Origin of the sequence: Pseudomonas sp. FSL W5-0203 (assembly GCF_001896155.1) — a bacterium.
In the GTDB taxonomy this organism is placed as follows: domain Bacteria; phylum Pseudomonadota; class Gammaproteobacteria; order Pseudomonadales; family Pseudomonadaceae; genus Aquipseudomonas; species Aquipseudomonas paracarnis.
Window position 1 is genome coordinate 26501 of sequence record NZ_MPOR01000033.1, and the last position, 16116, is coordinate 42616.

The following is a 16116-nucleotide window of genomic DNA, read 5'->3' on the forward strand; positions in this document are numbered from 1 at the left end:
AATGGCGGTTTGGAAACGTGTCAAATTTATTTTCAACAATTTCCAAAATTTTTTGCCGGGATAACAATCACTTACCGACGAAACCCCGAAAAACCGGGGTTTCGTGCCCTAAGCGGCCTGCTTAAACGATAGCGCCCAGCAGCTTTTCCCATTCCTTGTTTTCTTTCTTCGATACACCCCCAAGCAAATCAAGGGCTTGGCGTAGACGGAAACGAGTCAAGTCCGGGCCGAGAATTTCCATCGCATCGAGCACCGACACCGAACTGGCCTGCCCGGTGATGGCGGCAAACATCAGCGGCATGGCATCGCGCAGTTTCAGCTCCAGGGATTCCACCACCGCCTGGATGGTCGCGGTGATCGCATCCTTCTCCCACTGACGCAGGCTTTCAAGCTTCCACAGGATCAACTGCATCAGCTGGCGAATTTGGTCACCGGAAAGCTTCTTGGACTCGAACAGCTTGGGATCGGGATTCACGCCACCGGCAAAGAAGAAACTGGCCAAGGGTGCGACCTGGCTGAACGTCTCTACCCTGCCCTGCACCAACGGCGCAATTTTCATCATGTACTCGGGGTTCAATGCCCACTGCTGCACACGGGAGGCAAACTCCTCCACGGGCAAGTCACGCAGCCACTGACCATTGAGCCACGACAGCTTCTCGATATCGAAGATCGGCCCACCGAGGGAGACGCGGGACAGGTCGAAGTTGTCGACCATTTCCTGCAGCGAGAACTTCTCGCGCTCGTCCGGCATAGACCAGCCCATGCGACCCAGGTAGTTGAGCATCGCCTCAGGCATAAAGCCCATGCGCTCGTAGAACGTCACCGACGTCGGGTTCTTACGCTTGGACAGCTTGCTCTTGTCCGGGTTACGCAGCAGCGGCATGTAGCACAGCTGCGGTTGCTCCCAGCCGAAGTATTCGTACAGCAGGATCAGTTTCGGCGCCGATGGCAGCCACTCTTCGCCGCGCAGCACATGGGTGATGCCCATCAGATGGTCATCGACCACGTTGGCCAGGAAGTACGTCGGCAAGCCGTCGGTCTTCATCAGCACCTGCATGTCCATGCGGTCCCACGGGATTTCGACGTCACCGCGCAGCATGTCCGGCACCACGCATACGCCTTCGCTTGGCACTTTCATACGAATGACGTGAGGCTCACCGGCGGCCAGGCGCGCAGCCACTTCTTCCTTGGACAACAGCAGCGCACGGCCATCGTAGCGCGGGGTTTCGCCACGGGCCTGTTGCTCGGCGCGCATCTGGTCCAGTTCTTCGGCGGTGCAGAAGCACGGGAAGGCATGGCCCATATCGACCAGTTGCTGGGTGTACTGCTTGTAGATGTCGCTGCGCTCGCTCTGGCGATACGGGCCATGCGGGCCGCCGACATCTGGACCTTCAGCCCAGGTAATGCCCAACCAGCGCAGGGCATCGAAAATCTGCTGTTCGGACTCACGGGTGGAGCGCAGTTGATCGGTGTCTTCGATCCGCAGGATGAACTCACCGCCATGCTGCTTGGCAAAGCAGTAGTTGAACAGGGCGATGTAAGCAGTACCGACGTGGGGATCCCCAGTAGGCGATGGCGCAATGCGCGTGCGGACGGTGGTCATGGCAGGTCTCGAATGGGCGATATAACTGAAAATTGAAACAAGGGGCGAATGGTAACAGCCTGGGTGATTTCTGGAAAACCAAGGCGCGGCCATCGCAGGCAAGCCAGCTCCCACATTGACCGTATTCACAGATCAATGTGGGAGCCGGGCTTGCCCGCGATGAGGCCAGCCCAATCTACGCAAATCAAACAGCCAGCAGACGCTCACGCAACTTGCCAATCTCATCACGCGTCTGCGCCGCCGCTTCAAACTCCAGATCCCGCGCCAGCTGGTACATTTTTTCTTCCAACTGCCGAATCCGCTTGGTGATCTCACTCGGCGAGCGCAGTTCGTTCTCGTACTTGGCACTTTCCTCGGCAGCCTTGGCCATGCCCTTGCGCTTCTTGCTGCGCGAGCCCGGCACGGTGGCGCCTTCCATGATGTCGGCAACGTCCTTGAACACACCTTTGGGGGTAATGCCGTGTTCCAGGTTGAACGCGATCTGCTTGTCGCGACGACGCTGGGTCTCGCCGATCGCCCGCTCCATGGAACCGGTAATGCGGTCCGCATACAGGATCGCGCGTCCATTGAGGTTACGCGCCGCTCGGCCGATGGTCTGGATCAGCGAGCGTTCGGAGCGCAGGAAGCCCTCCTTGTCCGCATCCAGGATCGCCACCAGCGACACTTCCGGCATGTCCAGGCCTTCACGCAGCAGGTTGATCCCCACCAGCACATCGAAGGTGCCCAGGCGCAGGTCGCGGATGATTTCCACGCGTTCCACGGTGTCGATGTCCGAGTGCAGGTAACGCACGCGCACGCCGTGGTCGGCCAGGTAATCAGTCAAGTCTTCGGACATGCGCTTGGTCAGAGTGGTGACCAGCACCCGCTCTTCCAGGGCCACACGCTTGTTGATTTCCGAGAGCAAGTCGTCGACCTGGGTCAGCGCGGGGCGGATTTCGATTTCCGGGTCCACCAGGCCAGTGGGACGTACCAGTTGCTCGATGACGCGGCCCGCGTGCTCGGCTTCATAGTTGCCGGGCGTAGCGGAGACGAAGATGGTCTGCGGGCTGATGGCTTCCCACTCGTCAAAGCGCATCGGCCGGTTGTCCAGCGCCGACGGCAGGCGGAAACCATATTCCACCAGGGTTTCCTTGCGCGAACGGTCGCCCTTATACATGGCGCCCACCTGCGGCACGCTGACGTGGGATTCGTCGATCACCAGCAAGGCGTCCGGCGGCAGGTAGTCATAGAGCGTCGGTGGCGGCGCCCCGGAGTCACGGCCCGACAGGTAACGCGAGTAGTTTTCGATGCCGTTGCAGTAACCCAGTTCCAGGATCATCTCCAGGTCGAAGCGAGTGCGCTGCTCCAGGCGCTGGGCTTCCACCAGCTTATTGTTGGAGCGCAAGTATTCCAGGCGCTCGGCCAGCTCGACCTTGATGCCCTCGATGGCGCCCATCAAGGTTTCGCGTGGAGTCACGTAATGGCTTTTGGGGTAGAAGGTGAAGCGTGGCAGCTTGCGGATCACTTCACCGGTCAACGGGTCGAAGGCTGACAGGCTTTCGACCTCATCATCGAACAGCTCGATGCGAATCGCTTCCAGGTCGGATTCCGCCGGGTAGATGTCGATCACATCGCCGCGCACCCGGAAGGTGGCGCGGGCAAAATCCATGTCGTTACGGGTGTACTGCAGGCTCGCCAGGCGCCGCAGCAATTCGCGCTGGTCGAGTTTGTCACCACGGTCGACGTGCAGCACCATCTTCAGATAGGTTTCCGGGCTGCCCAAGCCGTAGATGCACGACACCGTGGTGACGATGATCGCGTCTTTGCGCTCCAGCAGTGCCTTGGTGGCCGACAGGCGCATCTGCTCGATGTGGTCGTTGATCGACGCATCCTTCTCGATAAAGGTATCGGACGACGGCACATAGGCTTCGGGCTGGTAGTAGTCGTAGTAGGAAACGAAATACTCCACCGCGTTGTTCGGGAAGAACGCCTTGAACTCGCCATAGAGCTGCGCCGCCAGGGTTTTGTTCGGCGCCAGCACCAGGGTCGGGCGGTTGGTCTGGGCGATCACGTTGGCGATGCTGAAGGTCTTGCCGGACCCGGTCACCCCAAGCAGCGTCTGGTGCGCCAGGCCGGCTTCAATGCCTTCGACCATCTGACGAATGGCTTCCGGTTGATCGCCGGCGGGTTCAAAACGGGTAACGAGCTGGAAATCCGACATAACGTACCTCGTAAAGTCACCCCAGACTCGACACCGCCAGGGACGAAATAGCTCAGCAACCCGCGAATAATCATCGCAGGTTGCAGGAAAAAACCATGATAGCTGTAGAAGTGGTGTCAAATGTGACGGGTTTCAAGGCCGTCGTCCTACGCGACCTTGCTCGCCAATGTTGCAATAAGACTAACGGTCAGCAAATAAACCGAAAAACATGGCCGAAAAGCCGTTTCCGTTGTCGCTCTCAGCCGTGATGGCCTCTATACTAGCTCCCCGTTTGTGCACCGCTCTAGTGCATTCGGCTGGAGCGCGACACGTCCCTCCTACCCCCCATAGAGCTGCCGCAAAAATGAGCCTGTTCTCCGCTGTCGAAATGGCACCACGCGATCCAATCCTGGGCCTCAACGAAGCATTCAACGCCGACACACGGACCACCAAGGTGAACCTTGGCGTGGGCGTTTACTGCAACGAGGAGGGGAAGATTCCACTCTTGCGTGCCGTTGCCGAAGCGGAAGCCATTCGTGTGGCGCAACATGCCGCCCGTGGCTACTTGCCAATCGACGGCATCGTGGCGTACGACCAAGCCGTGCAAAAGCTGCTGTTTGGCGCTGAGTCGCCGCTGTTGAGCGCCGGCCGTGTGATTACCGCCCAGGCCGTGGGCGGCACAGGCGCGCTGAAAATCGGCGCCGACTTCCTCAAGCAACTGCTGCCCAACGCCGTCGTCGCCATCAGCGACCCAAGCTGGGAAAACCACCAGGCGCTGTTTGAAAAAGCCGGTTTCCCGGTGCAGACCTACCGCTACTACGACGCCGCCACCCACGACGTGAACCGTGCCGGCCTGCTTGAAGACCTCAACGCCCTGCCGCCACAGTCCATCGTGGTGCTGCACGCCTGCTGCCATAACCCGACCGGCGTCGACCTCAGCCCGGCCGACTGGCAAAACGTGCTGGACGTGGTCAAGGCGAAAAACCTGGTGCCGTTCCTCGACATGGCCTACCAGGGCTTTGGCGACGGCATCGACGAAGACGCCGCTGCGGTGCGCTTGTTCGCGGAATCAGGCTTGACCTTCTTTGTGTCCAGCTCGTTCTCCAAGTCGTTCTCCTTGTATGGCGAACGCGTAGGCGCGCTGTCGATCGTCAGCGAGTCCAAGGAAGAAAGCGCGCGCATCCTGTCCCAGGTCAAGCGTGTGATCCGCACCAACTACTCCAACCCGCCGACCCACGGCGCAGCCATCGTCGCCGCGGTACTCAACAATCCGGAACTGCGTGCCCAGTGGGAAGCCGAACTGGCCGAGATGCGCCTGCGCATCCGCGGTATGCGCGAGCAGATGGTCGCCGAACTGGCCAAGGCCGCGCCAGGTCACGACTTCAGCTTCGTTGGCCGCCAGCGCGGGATGTTCTCCTACTCCGGTTTGAGCGTTGAGCAAGTCACCCGTCTGCGCAGCGAGTTTGGTATCTACGCACTGGATACCGGCCGTATCTGCGTAGCGGCGCTGAACCAATCGAACATTGGTGCCGTGACCAAGGCGATTGTCGAGGTGCTGTAAGCAAGCCGGCAAACGTAAGACGAAGGGGGAAGCCACTGGCTTCCCCCTTTTTATTGGCGAACACACTAGACTGAACGCCGACTGCCTCTTTGCTGCGAGAACCCTAATGAGAAACGATGACCTGGACCTGCGCGCCGACCGCGACGAACTGCACGACTACGCCCCACGCGCACCGCAAGCCAAGCGCCAGAAGAGCCTGGTGTTGCAGGTTGCGCTGGGAGTATTCCTCGGTGGGTTGGCGTTATGGCTGGTACAACTGGGCGCGACGGCAATCATGGCCAAACTGGCCATGGGCACCCTGCAGTTCGGCGGCTGATGTACGACACCTGTGGGAGCTGGCTTGCCTGCGATAGAGGCGGTTCAGTTAAAGATTCATTGACTGACACTCCGCTATCGCAGGCCAGCTCCCACATTTGATCTAGGATGCTGGCAGATTGCGTTCTTCCAGCAGTTTTACGAAGCTGTTCAAGCTTTGTGACACCGTGCCCCGCCGCCAGATCAGCCAGGTATTCAAGATACGAAATGTGTCGGGCAGCGGCCACACACTCACCGCCGCACACCCCGGCATACTCTCCAGCATGCTGCGTGGCATCAGCGCCAGCCCGGCCCCGGCGCTGACACAGGCCAACATGCCGTGGTACGACTCGATCTCGAAGATCCTGCCCGGCACCGCGCCATCCTGTGAGAACCAGCGTTCGAAGTGATGCCGGTAAGAGCAGTTGGAGCGAAACGTATAGATGTTCTCGCCATTCACATCCTGGCCGCGGGTGATCGGCGCGTGATGCAGTGGCGCAATCACCACCATTTCTTCCTCGAACACCGCCACACCCTCTAGCGTGGAATGCAGCACCGGCCCATCGACAAAGGCCGCCGTCAGCCGGCCCGACAGCACACCTTCGATCATGGTGCCCGAGGGGCCGGTGCTCAGGTCTAGCTCGACCTTGGTGTATTGCTGGTTATACGCCGCCAGTAACGCAGGTATACGCACGGCCGCCGTGCTCTCCAGCGAGCCCAGGGCAAAGGCGCCTTGGGGCTCCTCCCCCGCCACCGTCGCACGGGCTTCTTGCACAAGGTCGAGAATGCGCCGCGTATAGCCAAGGAAATTCCACCCGGCCGGCGACAGGCGCAGGCGGCTTTTCTCGCGGATAAACAACTCCACGCCCAGGTCCTGCTCCAGTTGTTTGATGCGCGTGGTGAGGTTCGATGGCACGCGATGAATCAACTGCGCGGCGGCGCTGATGCTGCCTTGCTCGGCAACGGCCTTGAAGATTTCCAGCTGCACCAGATCCAAATCATTCTCCAATCATGTACATGATCGTTCCCACGCTCTGCGTGGGAACGCTGCCTCGGACGCTCCGCGTCCGATCGTTGGCGCATAGGTCTTTGACGCGGAGCGTCATGGGATGCATTCCCACGCAGAGCGTGGGAACGATCTAATATCCAATTCATTCTCCATTCATGAACGTATTGCTTAATATTATTCAGTTTCCAGAAAACATACAGCCCCGTACGCTGGCCCCATTCCACTCATTCAGCCGGACGGTGCCATGAACAATGCTATCTCCCACCAGACCCACGCCCTGTCGATCAACCCCGCCAGCGGCGAAACAGTCGGCAGCTACCCCTACGAAAGCGCAGAACAGCTGAACGCCGCCCTCGCCCGCTCGACCGATGCCTTCCGCACCTGGCGCCGCACGCCTGTGAGCCAGCGCGCCGAATACCTGCTGGCCCTGGCTGCCGCCCTGCGTGAGCAAGCTGAAGACATGGCGCAAATGATCACCCTTGAAATGGGCAAATCCATCGCCCAGGCCCGCGCCGAAATCGAAAAGTGTGCGCAACTGAGCGAATGGTACGCCGCCCACGGCCCGGCCATGCTCGCCCCGGAGCCCACCCTGGTGGACAACGGCAGCGCCCGGATCGAATACCGCCCACTGGGCCCGATCCTCGCGGTAATGCCGTGGAACTTCCCGGTATGGCAAGTACTGCGCGGCGCGGTGCCGACCCTGCTTGCCGGCAACACCTACGTACTCAAACACGCGCCAAATGTGATGGGCAGCGCCTACCTGATCCAGCAAGCGTTGCGCAAAGCCGGTTTTACTGAAGGCGTGTTTGAAGTCATCAACGTAACCCAGGACGGCGTGTCCACCGCCATCGCCGACCCACGCATCGCCGCCGTGACGCTCACCGGCAGCGTGCGCGCCGGCATCGCCATCGGCTCACAGGCCGGGGCCGCGTTGAAGAAATGCGTGCTGGAACTGGGCGGCTCCGACCCCTTTATCGTGCTCAACGACGCCGACCTCGACGCCGCTGTGCAAGCCGCCGTGATCGGCCGTTTCCAGAACAGCGGCCAGGTCTGCGCCGCCGCCAAGCGCTTGATCATCGAAGCGGGCGTGGTTGAAGCCTTCACCGCCAAGTTCCTTGAAGCCAGCCGCGCCCTGGTGATGGGCGAGCCCACCTCAACCGCCACCTATATCGGCCCCATGGCGCGCTTTGATCTGCGTGACGAACTGCACGGCCAGGTCCAGGCGACCCTGGAAGAAGGCGCCACGCTGCTGTTGGGTGGCCATAAAGTCGCGGGCGCGGGCAATTACTACGAACCGACCGTACTGGCCGACGTTACCGACCAAATGACGTCGTTCAAACAGGAACTGTTCGGCCCCGTGGCCTCGATCATCACCGCCCGCGACGCCGAGCACGCCGTGGCGCTGGCCAATGACAGCGAGTTTGGCCTGACCGCGAGTATCTTCACAGCCGATTCCGCAAAGGCGCGGGCGATTGCCGACCAGTTGGAAACCGGCGGGATATTCGTCAACGCGTTCAGCGTCTCAGACCCGCGGGTGGCGTTTGGCGGCGTGAAGAAAAGCGGGTTCGGCCGCGAGCTGTCGCACTTCGGCGTACGCGAGTTCTGCAATGCGCAGACGGTGTGGCTGGATCGTAAGTAGTTGGCGCCTCAACAATTGATATGTCGCCGCACGCACTGCACCAAACCATCCAGGGCCTGGGGTTTTACCGGCGCGAGTACGCAGACCGTGTGCTCGCGCGCTCCTTCCGTCACTGTCAGGGTGTAATGCACCTGGCCGGGGTTGCCTGGTTCAGGGCGAGTGCTTTGCGGCAGCCGAAAGAAACCCGACGCTTCAATCAGTTGCCGCAACTCCTGCTGATCAGGCTCGGGCAGCGCGTCCAACTCTACCGTGCGCGGCTTGGCCAACCCCGGAAAAAACGCCGGTCCGCCGCTTTCCTTGATTGAAATTCGCATGGTTTTTCCTCGCCGCTCAGGCGGCTTCGTCAAACGTTTATGCCCACCGCTTTCCAGCCTTCCTTGACCGCCTTCTGCTCATCCTTGTTCACGCCATAAAGCTGGCCGGCAATATCGTGGGTAATGCGCGCAAAACGCAAGAACCCGGAATTGGGCCGCAACCGCGAATCGCGCAGTGCGTCATACCAGATACGCCCGGCACGCTCCCAGGCGAACCCGCCAATCCGGGTGGCCACCTGATAGAACGCGTGGTTGGGAATGCCGGAATTGATATGCACCCCACCATTGTCCTCGTAAGTGTGCACAAAATCATCCATGTGCCCAGGCTGCGGGTCTTTGCCCAGCAGCTTGTCATCAAACGCGGTGCCCGGCGCTTTCATCGAACGCAGAGCGGTGCCTTTGATCTTTTTGGTAAACAGCCCCTTGCCGATCAACCAGTCGGCGTCCTCGGCCTTTTGCTTCAGCGCGTACTGCTTGATCAGCGAACCAAACACATCCGACAGCGACTCGTTCAGCGCACCGGATTGATTAAAATACATCAGCTTGGCTTCATCCTCGGTCACGCCATGGGCCAACTCATGGCCAATGACGTCGAGTGCCACGGTGAAGCGGTTGAACAGCTGCTGGTCGCCGTCGCCGAACACCATCTGGGTCGAATTCCAGAACGCATTGTTGTAGTCCTGGCCGAAGTGCACCGTGGCGTCCAGCGCCATGCCCGCATCGTCGATGGAGTTGCGGTCGAAGACCTGGTCGAAAAAATCGAAGGTTGCGCCCAGGCCGTCATAGGCTTCGTCCACCGCGGCATCGCCACTGGCGGGCTGCCCTTCGCCGCGAATCAGCTTGCCGGGCAGGCTGTCGGTGTTTTCGGCACTGTAGATCGAGCGTTGCTTCTCGGCGCCCACGGCCAGTGCCATGCGGGCCGGGCCCTTGGCGGGTACCGCGACCATACGCAACGAGCGGAACGTGCTGTCTTTGGCGCGCGTGCGTAATGCGACCTCCCGTTGGGCTTTGTCCCCGTGGCGGGCGATCTGGTCGAGCATGTACGGCGGGATCAGGCAAAAAATCGGGTTGCGCAGTTGGCGAACACACATGAGCTGGCTCCTTTTTGGCGTGTGATGAACGTCCGGGTAACGGTTTTCAGGATAGTCCTGAGTTCGCCACCTGGGCCAAATTGTCATGGTTTTGTGTTTCAGTGGTGTTTATCCCAGGCCCATAAGGAACATGCCCATGCCCGCCCGCGCAGCCAACATCGACCTTTCCCACCGCCCAAGGCTTGCCGACCTGCGCCCATTGGTCGCGGCCAGCCCCACCCTGCTGGAAGCCAGAGCCGCGACGCCGCGCGTCACCGCGGCCAAGGACCTCAAAAACCGCGCAGGCTATGCCGACGACTTCCTCAGCGACTTCGTGGTGCCATGGCCCACAGTTGACCAGCCACTGGCAGGCGACGTGCAACCCAAGCGCCTGGACTACACGCATTTCTCCATCACAATGTCGCGCGCTCGACGACTGGCGCTGTACGTGGGGGTGAATATCGACGGCGCCAAGCATGTAGACATCACCCGCAGCAACGACACCTGGGCCTACGATGGTCGCCTACCCCTGGAGGCGCAGGTAGGTGAAGAGCTCTATGCCGGCAATGGCCTGGACCGCGGCCACCTGGTACGGCGCCAGGATCCCAATTGGGGCGACGAGGCGACCACCGCCAACTTCGACACCTTTCACTTCACCAACTGCTCGCCACAGATGAGCGGCTTCAACCAGAAGACCTGGCTGGAACTCGAAGACTACATCCTCGACAACACCCAGCGCTGGAAAGCCCGGGCCACGGTATTTACCGGACCAGTGTTCGCCGATGACGACCGACTTTACCGTGGCGTGAAAATCCCCAAGGCGTTCTGGAAAGTGGTGGCCTACCTCAGCGACGAGGGCAAGCCGTCCGCCAGCGCCTACATGATCGACCAAAGCCGCGAGCTGGGCCAACTCGACCTGGTATTCGGCCCGCTGCGAACCTACCAGCGCAGTGTGATTGCGATCGAACAATTGACCGGCATCCGCTTCGCCAACCTGGCCGACTACGACGGCTTCAGCAACGAAGAGCGCGCCACAGGCACCCGGATCGAAGCGTTGATCCGCGGCCGCCAGGATATTCGGCTCTGACGCTTCTTTTGGAGCAGCGAGCTTGCTCGCGAAGACCAGGAAAGCGCCGCGGGGCATCAGGTGCCCAGCGTTATCGTTGACGACCTTCGCGAGCAAGCTCGCTCCTACAGGGATGATCGCTTACCATACGGCCGCCGGTTCCCGTATGGGACTAACAGGGAATTCGAAACGCCGCACGCGGCGTGAACCGAAACTGCCCCCGCAACTGTAGATGCCGAGCCTGCCCTTGAATGCCACTGGACCACGTCCGGGAAGGCGGGGCATGGCGACGACGCATCAGTCAGGAGACCTGCCGGCCCAGCTAATTCACTAACCGGCGGGGTGTCCGGGAAGGACATCCTGGCCCTGCGTATCAGCAGCGCCCATGGGCGTATTTCCGAGCCGTACCTCCCCTGCTGCACCTACGGTTCACAAGGAGATCGCCTCATGCTGCCACGCGTTACCGCCCTGATCGCAGGTTTGAGTGTGTGTGCCCTGGCGCAAGCCGCGCCCACTCAGTACCCGCTGACCCTGCAAAACTGCGGCAGCACCCTGACCTTCCAGCACGCCCCCGCCCGCAGCGTGACCATCGGCCAGGCCGCCACCGAGATGCTCTACGCCCTGGGTGTGGGCGACAAGGTGGTCGGCACTTCGCTGTGGTTCAACAACGTGGCGGCGCAGTACAAGGCCCAGGACGATCACATCGAGCGCCTGGCCAACAACGAGCCCAGCTTTGAAGCCGTACTCGCCAAGCGCCCGCAACTGGTGGCCGCCGAGCTGGAATGGGTGGTGGGCCCCCAAGGCGTGGTCGGCACCCGTGAGCAGTTTCATGAACTGAAGATCCCCACCTACCTGTTGCCGTCCGACTGCGAAGGCAAGGACAACCTGGTGGGCGCCGATGGCACGCGATTGGAGCCCTTTCGCATCGAGACGATCTACCAGAGCCTCCAGCAACTGGCGCAGATTTTCGACGTGCAGGATCGCGGCCAACAACTGACCGACGAACTCAAGGCGCGCCTGGCCAAATCCGTCGCCACGGCCCAAGGCAAGGGCTTGCAGCAAGCCAGTGCACTGGTGTGGTTCTCCAGCGCCGAAATGGCCAGCGACCCTTACGTAGCCGGCCACAAAGGCGTGCCGCAATTCATGCTGCAAACCCTTGGCCTGCGTAACGTGGTGCAGTCCGATGAGGAGTGGCCCGCCGTCGGCTGGGAAACCATCGCCAAGGCCAATCCCACCTTCCTGGTGATCGCACGCATGGACCGCCGTCGCTACCCGGCCGACGACCATGAAAAGAAACTCGCCTTCCTGCGCAGCGACCCCGTGACCCGCAACATGGACGCGGTGAAGAACAACCGCATCATCATCCTCGACGCTCTGGCCTTGCAGGCGAGCCTGCGCACCTTCGAGGGCCTTGAACAACTGGCGGCCGCCATTGACGGCTACCACCTGGGCCAATGATGCGCACCCTACTCGCCCTGGCGTTGCTGCTGCTCGCCCTGCTCGCTGGCGTCGCCATCGGTGAAACCGCTATCGAACCGCAGGTGGTGCTGCAGGTGCTCGCCAATAAACTCTGGGGCGCCGGCTACGTACTGGACCCCATCGACGAAGGCGTGGTGTGGAACTACCGCCTCACCCGTGCATTGGTGGCCGCAGCTTGCGGCGCAGGGTTGGCAACGTGCGGGGTGATCCTGCAATCGCTGCTGCGTAACCCGCTGGCCGACCCGTACCTGCTGGGCATCAGCGCCGGCGCGTCAACCGGCGCGGTGCTCGTGGCCTTGATCGGCGTGGGCGGTGGCCTGGTGTCGTTGTCGGCGGGCGCGTTTGTGGGGGCGATGGCGGCCTTTGCGCTGGTGACGCTGCTGGCGCGGGCCAGCGGATCGTCCAGCGGTACCGGGCAGATCATCCTCGCGGGCATCGCCGGTTCACAGTTGTTCAATGCCCTGACCGCGTTCCTGATCACCAAGTCGGCCAGCTCCGAACAAGCCCGCGGCATTATGTTCTGGTTGCTGGGCAACCTCAGCGGCGTACGCTGGCCGTCGGTGTGGTTGGCGGTGCCGGTGGCGGTCGTGGGGCTCGCGGTGTGCCTGTGGCACCGGCGTGCACTGGATGCGTTCACCTTCGGCAGCGACTCGGCGGCCTCCCTCGGCATCCCGGTGCGCCGCGTGCAATTTGTGCTGGTGGCCTGCGCCGCGCTGGTGACGGCGGTGATGGTGTCCATCGTCGGCTCCATCGGGTTTGTCGGCTTGGTAATTCCCCATGCGGTGCGCCTGTTGCTTGGCACCGGGCATTCGCGCTTGCTGCCGGCCAGCGCCTTGGGCGGCGCGCTGTTTCTGATCGCCGCCGATGTGCTGTCACGCACCCTGATCAAGGGCCAAGTGATTCCCGTTGGGGTGGTCACGGCACTGGTGGGCGCGCCGGTGTTTGCGTTGATTTTGATTGGCCGGAGGAACGCCCGATGAGCGTGCTCAGTTGCAGCGGCCTGGGTTTCAAGGTGCGTGAGGCCCAGTTACTGGACGGTATCGACCTGGACGTGCAGGCGGGCGAAACCCTGGGCATCGTCGGGCCGAACGGTTCGGGCAAGTCCACCCTGCTCAAATTACTCGCCGGTTTGCGCCCGCCGGCCAGCGGTGAAGTGCGCCTGGGCGGCAAGCGGGTCGGTGAGTTGTCACGCCGCACCATCGCGCAACAGCTGGCGGTGGTGGAGCAACAGGCCGACACCGACGACGCCATCCGCGTGTTCGACGCCGTGGCGCTAGGCCGCACGCCCTGGCTGTCGGCGCTGAGCCCGTGGTCGCGTGAAGACGACGCCATCGTGCACCAGGCGCTGCACGACGTAGACGCCACCCACCTGAGCCAACGCGCCTGGCGCAGCCTCTCTGGCGGCGAACGCCAACGCGTGCACATCGCCCGCGCCCTGGCGCAACGGCCGCAGATTTTATTGCTGGATGAGCCGACCAATCACCTGGATATCCAGCATCAACTGGCGATCCTCAAAGGTGTGCAAGGCTTGCCGGTGACCACCTTGATTGCGCTGCATGATCTGAATCAGGCATTGACCTGTGATCGCCTGGCCGTGCTGGATCGCGGGCAACTGGTGGCGCTGGGCGCGCCGCTGCAAGTGCTGACGCCACAGCGCTTGCAAGAGACCTTCGGCGTGCAGGGGCATTACCTGACGGACCCGTTCGACGGCGCGCAAATCCTGCGCCTGCGCTCCAACTGAATCCGTAGGTTGGGGCAGCTTGCTCTGGTGACGGTCTGACGGCCAACTGTGGTCCAAATGTGGGAGGGGCTTGCCCCCGATGAGGGAGTGTCAGCAAATACATCGGTGATTGGCCCACCGCTAGCGGGGGCAAGCCCCCTCCCACACTTCACCTACAGAGGCCGATGCATGTGGGTGGTTTGCCAGATCGGGTCGGCCTCGACACCCACCACCTCAAACCCCTGCCTGCGCCAGAAATCAATCGCACCGGGCAGAAACGGATGGGTATGCAAGTACATCATCTCTACGCCATCGGCCCGCGCCAGCGCTTGCAGCGAGCGGTATAACTGGCCCGCCAGGCCCAAGCGTCGCGCTGCCGGGAGCACATACAGGCGCACCACTTCCACCGTCTTGCGCCCCTGGTAGTTCAACTGCGGGAAGCGGCCGTCGTAGGGCCGATAAGCCACCGAGGCAACGATCCGGCCTTCGGCACGAGCAATCAAAAACCGCCCGCCCCCCTCAAGGTAGATCGCTTCAAACTGCGCCAGATCGTGGGGGACGCCGGTGGCACTGAGCGTGGGAAACAGTTCATCCCGCGCCTGCAAAGCGAAGCTCAGCACATCGGGAATGTCAGCGGCCTGCACCGCCTCGATACTAACGCTCATCGCCAAGGATGCGGCTCGTTATCCACTGGCGAGCGTAAGCCAACACGCGATCGGCCATCGCCACCGGAAAGTGAATAAACCCGTGGGCCGCTTCCGGCAGCAAATGAGCCTCCACCGTTGGCCATCGCTCGGCAATCAGCAGGGTGTCGTCCTTGAGCGGGTCCAATTCGCCCACGAACATCAGCGCGGGCGGCAGCCCCTCAAAGTCTCCATACAAAGGCGACAACGGCGGCTGCCGGCGCGTCTCGTCGCTGATCCCCGGCGTCAGCAGGCGCAGCGCCTGAACCATGCCCGGCCCGTCCAGCAACAAGGTGTCCGGCCCGGCCTTGCGCACACTGGGCGTGCCGGTCAAATCGTAGACGCCGTAATACAACACCGCGCCGCTCACCCGCTGGAGCAACTCGGGCCATTGCTTGAGCGCCAACAAAGTGGCCGCCGCCAGGTGCCCGCCGGCCGATTCACCGACAAAAAACACCGGCAGGCCGGCAAACTCCGGGCAGTCCGCCAAAAGCCAGCGCGCAGCCGTCAGGCAGTCATCCAACAGCCCTTCAATTGGCGTATCCACCGCCAGTCGGTAATCCACCGACACTACCGCCACGTCGCACGCATTCACCATGCCGAGGTTAAGGTCGTCATCCATTTGCGCATTACCGATCACCCAGCCACCGCCGTGGATATCCAGCACCACGCCTCTGGGCGGGCCAGCGGGCCGCAGGATGCGCAAGGGGATCGCCCCGAGCATTTTGCGTTCCGCCAGGGGCGCCTTCTTGAAGGTCTGGCTGGCACGCAACAGCGCCTGGATCAGACGCGGCATCACGCGGTTGCGGACCTTGAAGCGCGGCATCCACGCCAGTTTGCGATTGAAGCGGCGCATCTGGGCCAGTTCGGGCTCGCTGGCGGGCCAATGCTGGTAAGCCATCAGCGATTATTACGCAGGATCGAGAAGTTCAACGCCGCGGCCACGCACAGCCACGCCAGGTACGGGAACAGGATCAGGCCGGTGATCAAATCCAGGCGCACGGCCAGCACCACCATCGCCGCGACGGTGAGCCACAAGAGCACGATAATTACCATCCCGGCGAACAACCGATGGGCACCAAAGAACACCGGCGTCCACAGCGTGTTCAACGCAATCTGCGCCGCCCACAGGGCCAACACCATTTCGCTGCCGGGGATCAGGGTCAAGCGGTAACCGGCCCAGGCCAGCAGCAGGTAGATGATCGTCCATGCCACCGGGAACAGCCAATTAGGCGGGGTGAAGCTGGGCTTGACCAGGGACTCGTACCAGGCGCCGGGTTTGAAGATCACGCCAGTGCTGGCGGCGGCGGCGCAGGCAAGCAGGAAGATGAAAAAGGTCATGGTCGGTCCTTGAGGTCCAGTGGATGGAAAACAGTACACTGCTTTTAAGTGACTCAAGCAACCGCGGATAAATTCAATGGGGGCGGCAAAATACCCGCGCTTCTACGCGTCATGAAAATTGGTTATGGTCGGCAACATCCAGCACCGTTGCCCGAGAC

At 61.8% G+C, this 16116-nt stretch carries 15 protein-coding genes and 1 riboswitch; of the genes, 7 read left to right on the forward strand and 8 right to left on the reverse strand.

Annotated elements, in window-relative coordinates:
* Positions 1–121: 121 nt before the first annotated feature.
* Positions 122–1603, reverse strand: coding sequence for a glutamate--tRNA ligase (gltX, locus tag BOP96_RS22840; protein WP_038450886.1), 1482 nt, complete (start codon positions 1601–1603; stop codon positions 122–124).
* A 184-nt stretch (positions 1604–1787) separates the two neighbouring features.
* On the reverse strand, positions 1788–3803 hold the full coding sequence (gene uvrB / locus BOP96_RS22845) for an excinuclease ABC subunit UvrB (protein ID WP_003192575.1): 2016 nt from the start codon (positions 3801–3803) through the stop codon (positions 1788–1790).
* A 343-nt stretch (positions 3804–4146) separates the two neighbouring features.
* On the opposite strand from uvrB, the gene BOP96_RS22850 reads away from it, so the two are divergent.
* The gene (locus BOP96_RS22850; protein ID WP_073454096.1) at positions 4147–5343 is read left to right on the forward strand and encodes an amino acid aminotransferase; all 1197 of its coding nucleotides are present in this window, start codon (positions 4147–4149) and stop codon (positions 5341–5343) included.
* A 106-nt stretch (positions 5344–5449) separates the two neighbouring features.
* Positions 5450–5659: a hypothetical protein gene (locus BOP96_RS22855; RefSeq protein ID WP_005789784.1), complete on the forward strand. Its 210-nt coding sequence runs from the start codon at positions 5450–5452 to the stop codon at positions 5657–5659.
* A gap of 102 nt (positions 5660–5761) precedes the next feature.
* Here BOP96_RS22855 and ptrR read toward each other — a convergent pair whose 3' ends face one another.
* Positions 5762–6634, reverse strand: a complete 873-nt coding sequence (gene ptrR, locus BOP96_RS22860; protein ID WP_019820847.1) for a putrescine utilization regulator PtrR — start codon at positions 6632–6634, stop codon at positions 5762–5764.
* Positions 6635–6890: 256 nt separating this feature from the next.
* Between ptrR and BOP96_RS22865 the strand changes: the two genes are divergently transcribed.
* Entirely contained in the window at positions 6891–8285 is a 1395-nt protein-coding gene (locus BOP96_RS22865; protein WP_073454098.1) for an aldehyde dehydrogenase family protein, read from the forward strand.
* An 8-nt stretch (positions 8286–8293) separates the two neighbouring features.
* On the opposite strand, the gene BOP96_RS22870 is transcribed toward BOP96_RS22865, so the two are convergent.
* Positions 8294–8599 carry a protealysin inhibitor emfourin gene (locus BOP96_RS22870; protein ID WP_073454100.1) on the reverse strand — a complete coding sequence of 102 codons (306 nt, stop codon included), beginning with the start codon at positions 8597–8599 and terminating at the stop codon, positions 8294–8296.
* A gap of 29 nt (positions 8600–8628) precedes the next feature.
* The gene (locus BOP96_RS22875) at positions 8629–9690 is read right to left on the reverse strand and encodes a M4 family metallopeptidase (protein WP_073454102.1); all 1062 of its coding nucleotides are present in this window, start codon (positions 9688–9690) and stop codon (positions 8629–8631) included.
* Positions 9691–9826: 136 nt separating this feature from the next.
* Between BOP96_RS22875 and BOP96_RS22880 the strand changes: the two genes are divergently transcribed.
* The 4 genes from BOP96_RS22880 to BOP96_RS22895 all read left to right on the forward strand — a co-directional run bounded on the left by BOP96_RS22880 (position 9827) and on the right by BOP96_RS22895 (position 13955).
* Positions 9827–10756: a DNA/RNA non-specific endonuclease gene (locus tag BOP96_RS22880; RefSeq protein WP_073454104.1), complete on the forward strand. Its 930-nt coding sequence runs from the start codon at positions 9827–9829 to the stop codon at positions 10754–10756.
* Between the two features lie 118 nt (positions 10757–10874).
* Positions 10875–11067: riboswitch (cobalamin riboswitch) on the forward strand.
* A gap of 115 nt (positions 11068–11182) precedes the next feature.
* Complete coding sequence (locus BOP96_RS22885) at positions 11183–12193, forward strand: ABC transporter substrate-binding protein (protein ID WP_014719174.1); 1011 nt, start codon at positions 11183–11185, stop codon at positions 12191–12193.
* Positions 12190–13194, forward strand: a complete 1005-nt coding sequence (locus BOP96_RS22890; RefSeq protein ID WP_014719175.1) for a FecCD family ABC transporter permease — start codon at positions 12190–12192, stop codon at positions 13192–13194. The genes BOP96_RS22885 and BOP96_RS22890 overlap by 4 nt, the downstream gene beginning before the upstream one ends.
* On the forward strand, positions 13191–13955 hold the full coding sequence (locus tag BOP96_RS22895) for an ABC transporter ATP-binding protein (RefSeq protein ID WP_073454106.1): 765 nt from the start codon (positions 13191–13193) through the stop codon (positions 13953–13955). Before BOP96_RS22890 ends, BOP96_RS22895 begins: the two co-directional genes overlap by 4 nt.
* 152 nt (positions 13956–14107) lie before the next feature.
* Here BOP96_RS22895 and BOP96_RS22900 read toward each other — a convergent pair whose 3' ends face one another.
* Genes BOP96_RS22900 through tspO form a run of 3 tightly spaced genes read right to left on the reverse strand, consistent with a single transcriptional unit; the run spans position 14108 to position 15958 of the window.
* Complete coding sequence (locus tag BOP96_RS22900) at positions 14108–14599, reverse strand: GNAT family N-acetyltransferase (RefSeq protein WP_073454108.1); 492 nt, start codon at positions 14597–14599, stop codon at positions 14108–14110.
* Positions 14589–15518: an alpha/beta hydrolase gene (locus tag BOP96_RS22905; protein WP_073454110.1), complete on the reverse strand. Its 930-nt coding sequence runs from the start codon at positions 15516–15518 to the stop codon at positions 14589–14591. The genes BOP96_RS22900 and BOP96_RS22905 overlap by 11 nt, the downstream gene beginning before the upstream one ends.
* Positions 15518–15958, reverse strand: coding sequence for a tryptophan-rich sensory protein TspO (gene tspO / locus BOP96_RS22910; RefSeq protein WP_003192600.1), 441 nt, complete (start codon positions 15956–15958; stop codon positions 15518–15520). The genes BOP96_RS22905 and tspO overlap by 1 nt, the downstream gene beginning before the upstream one ends.
* Positions 15959–16116: the final 158 nt, after the last annotated feature.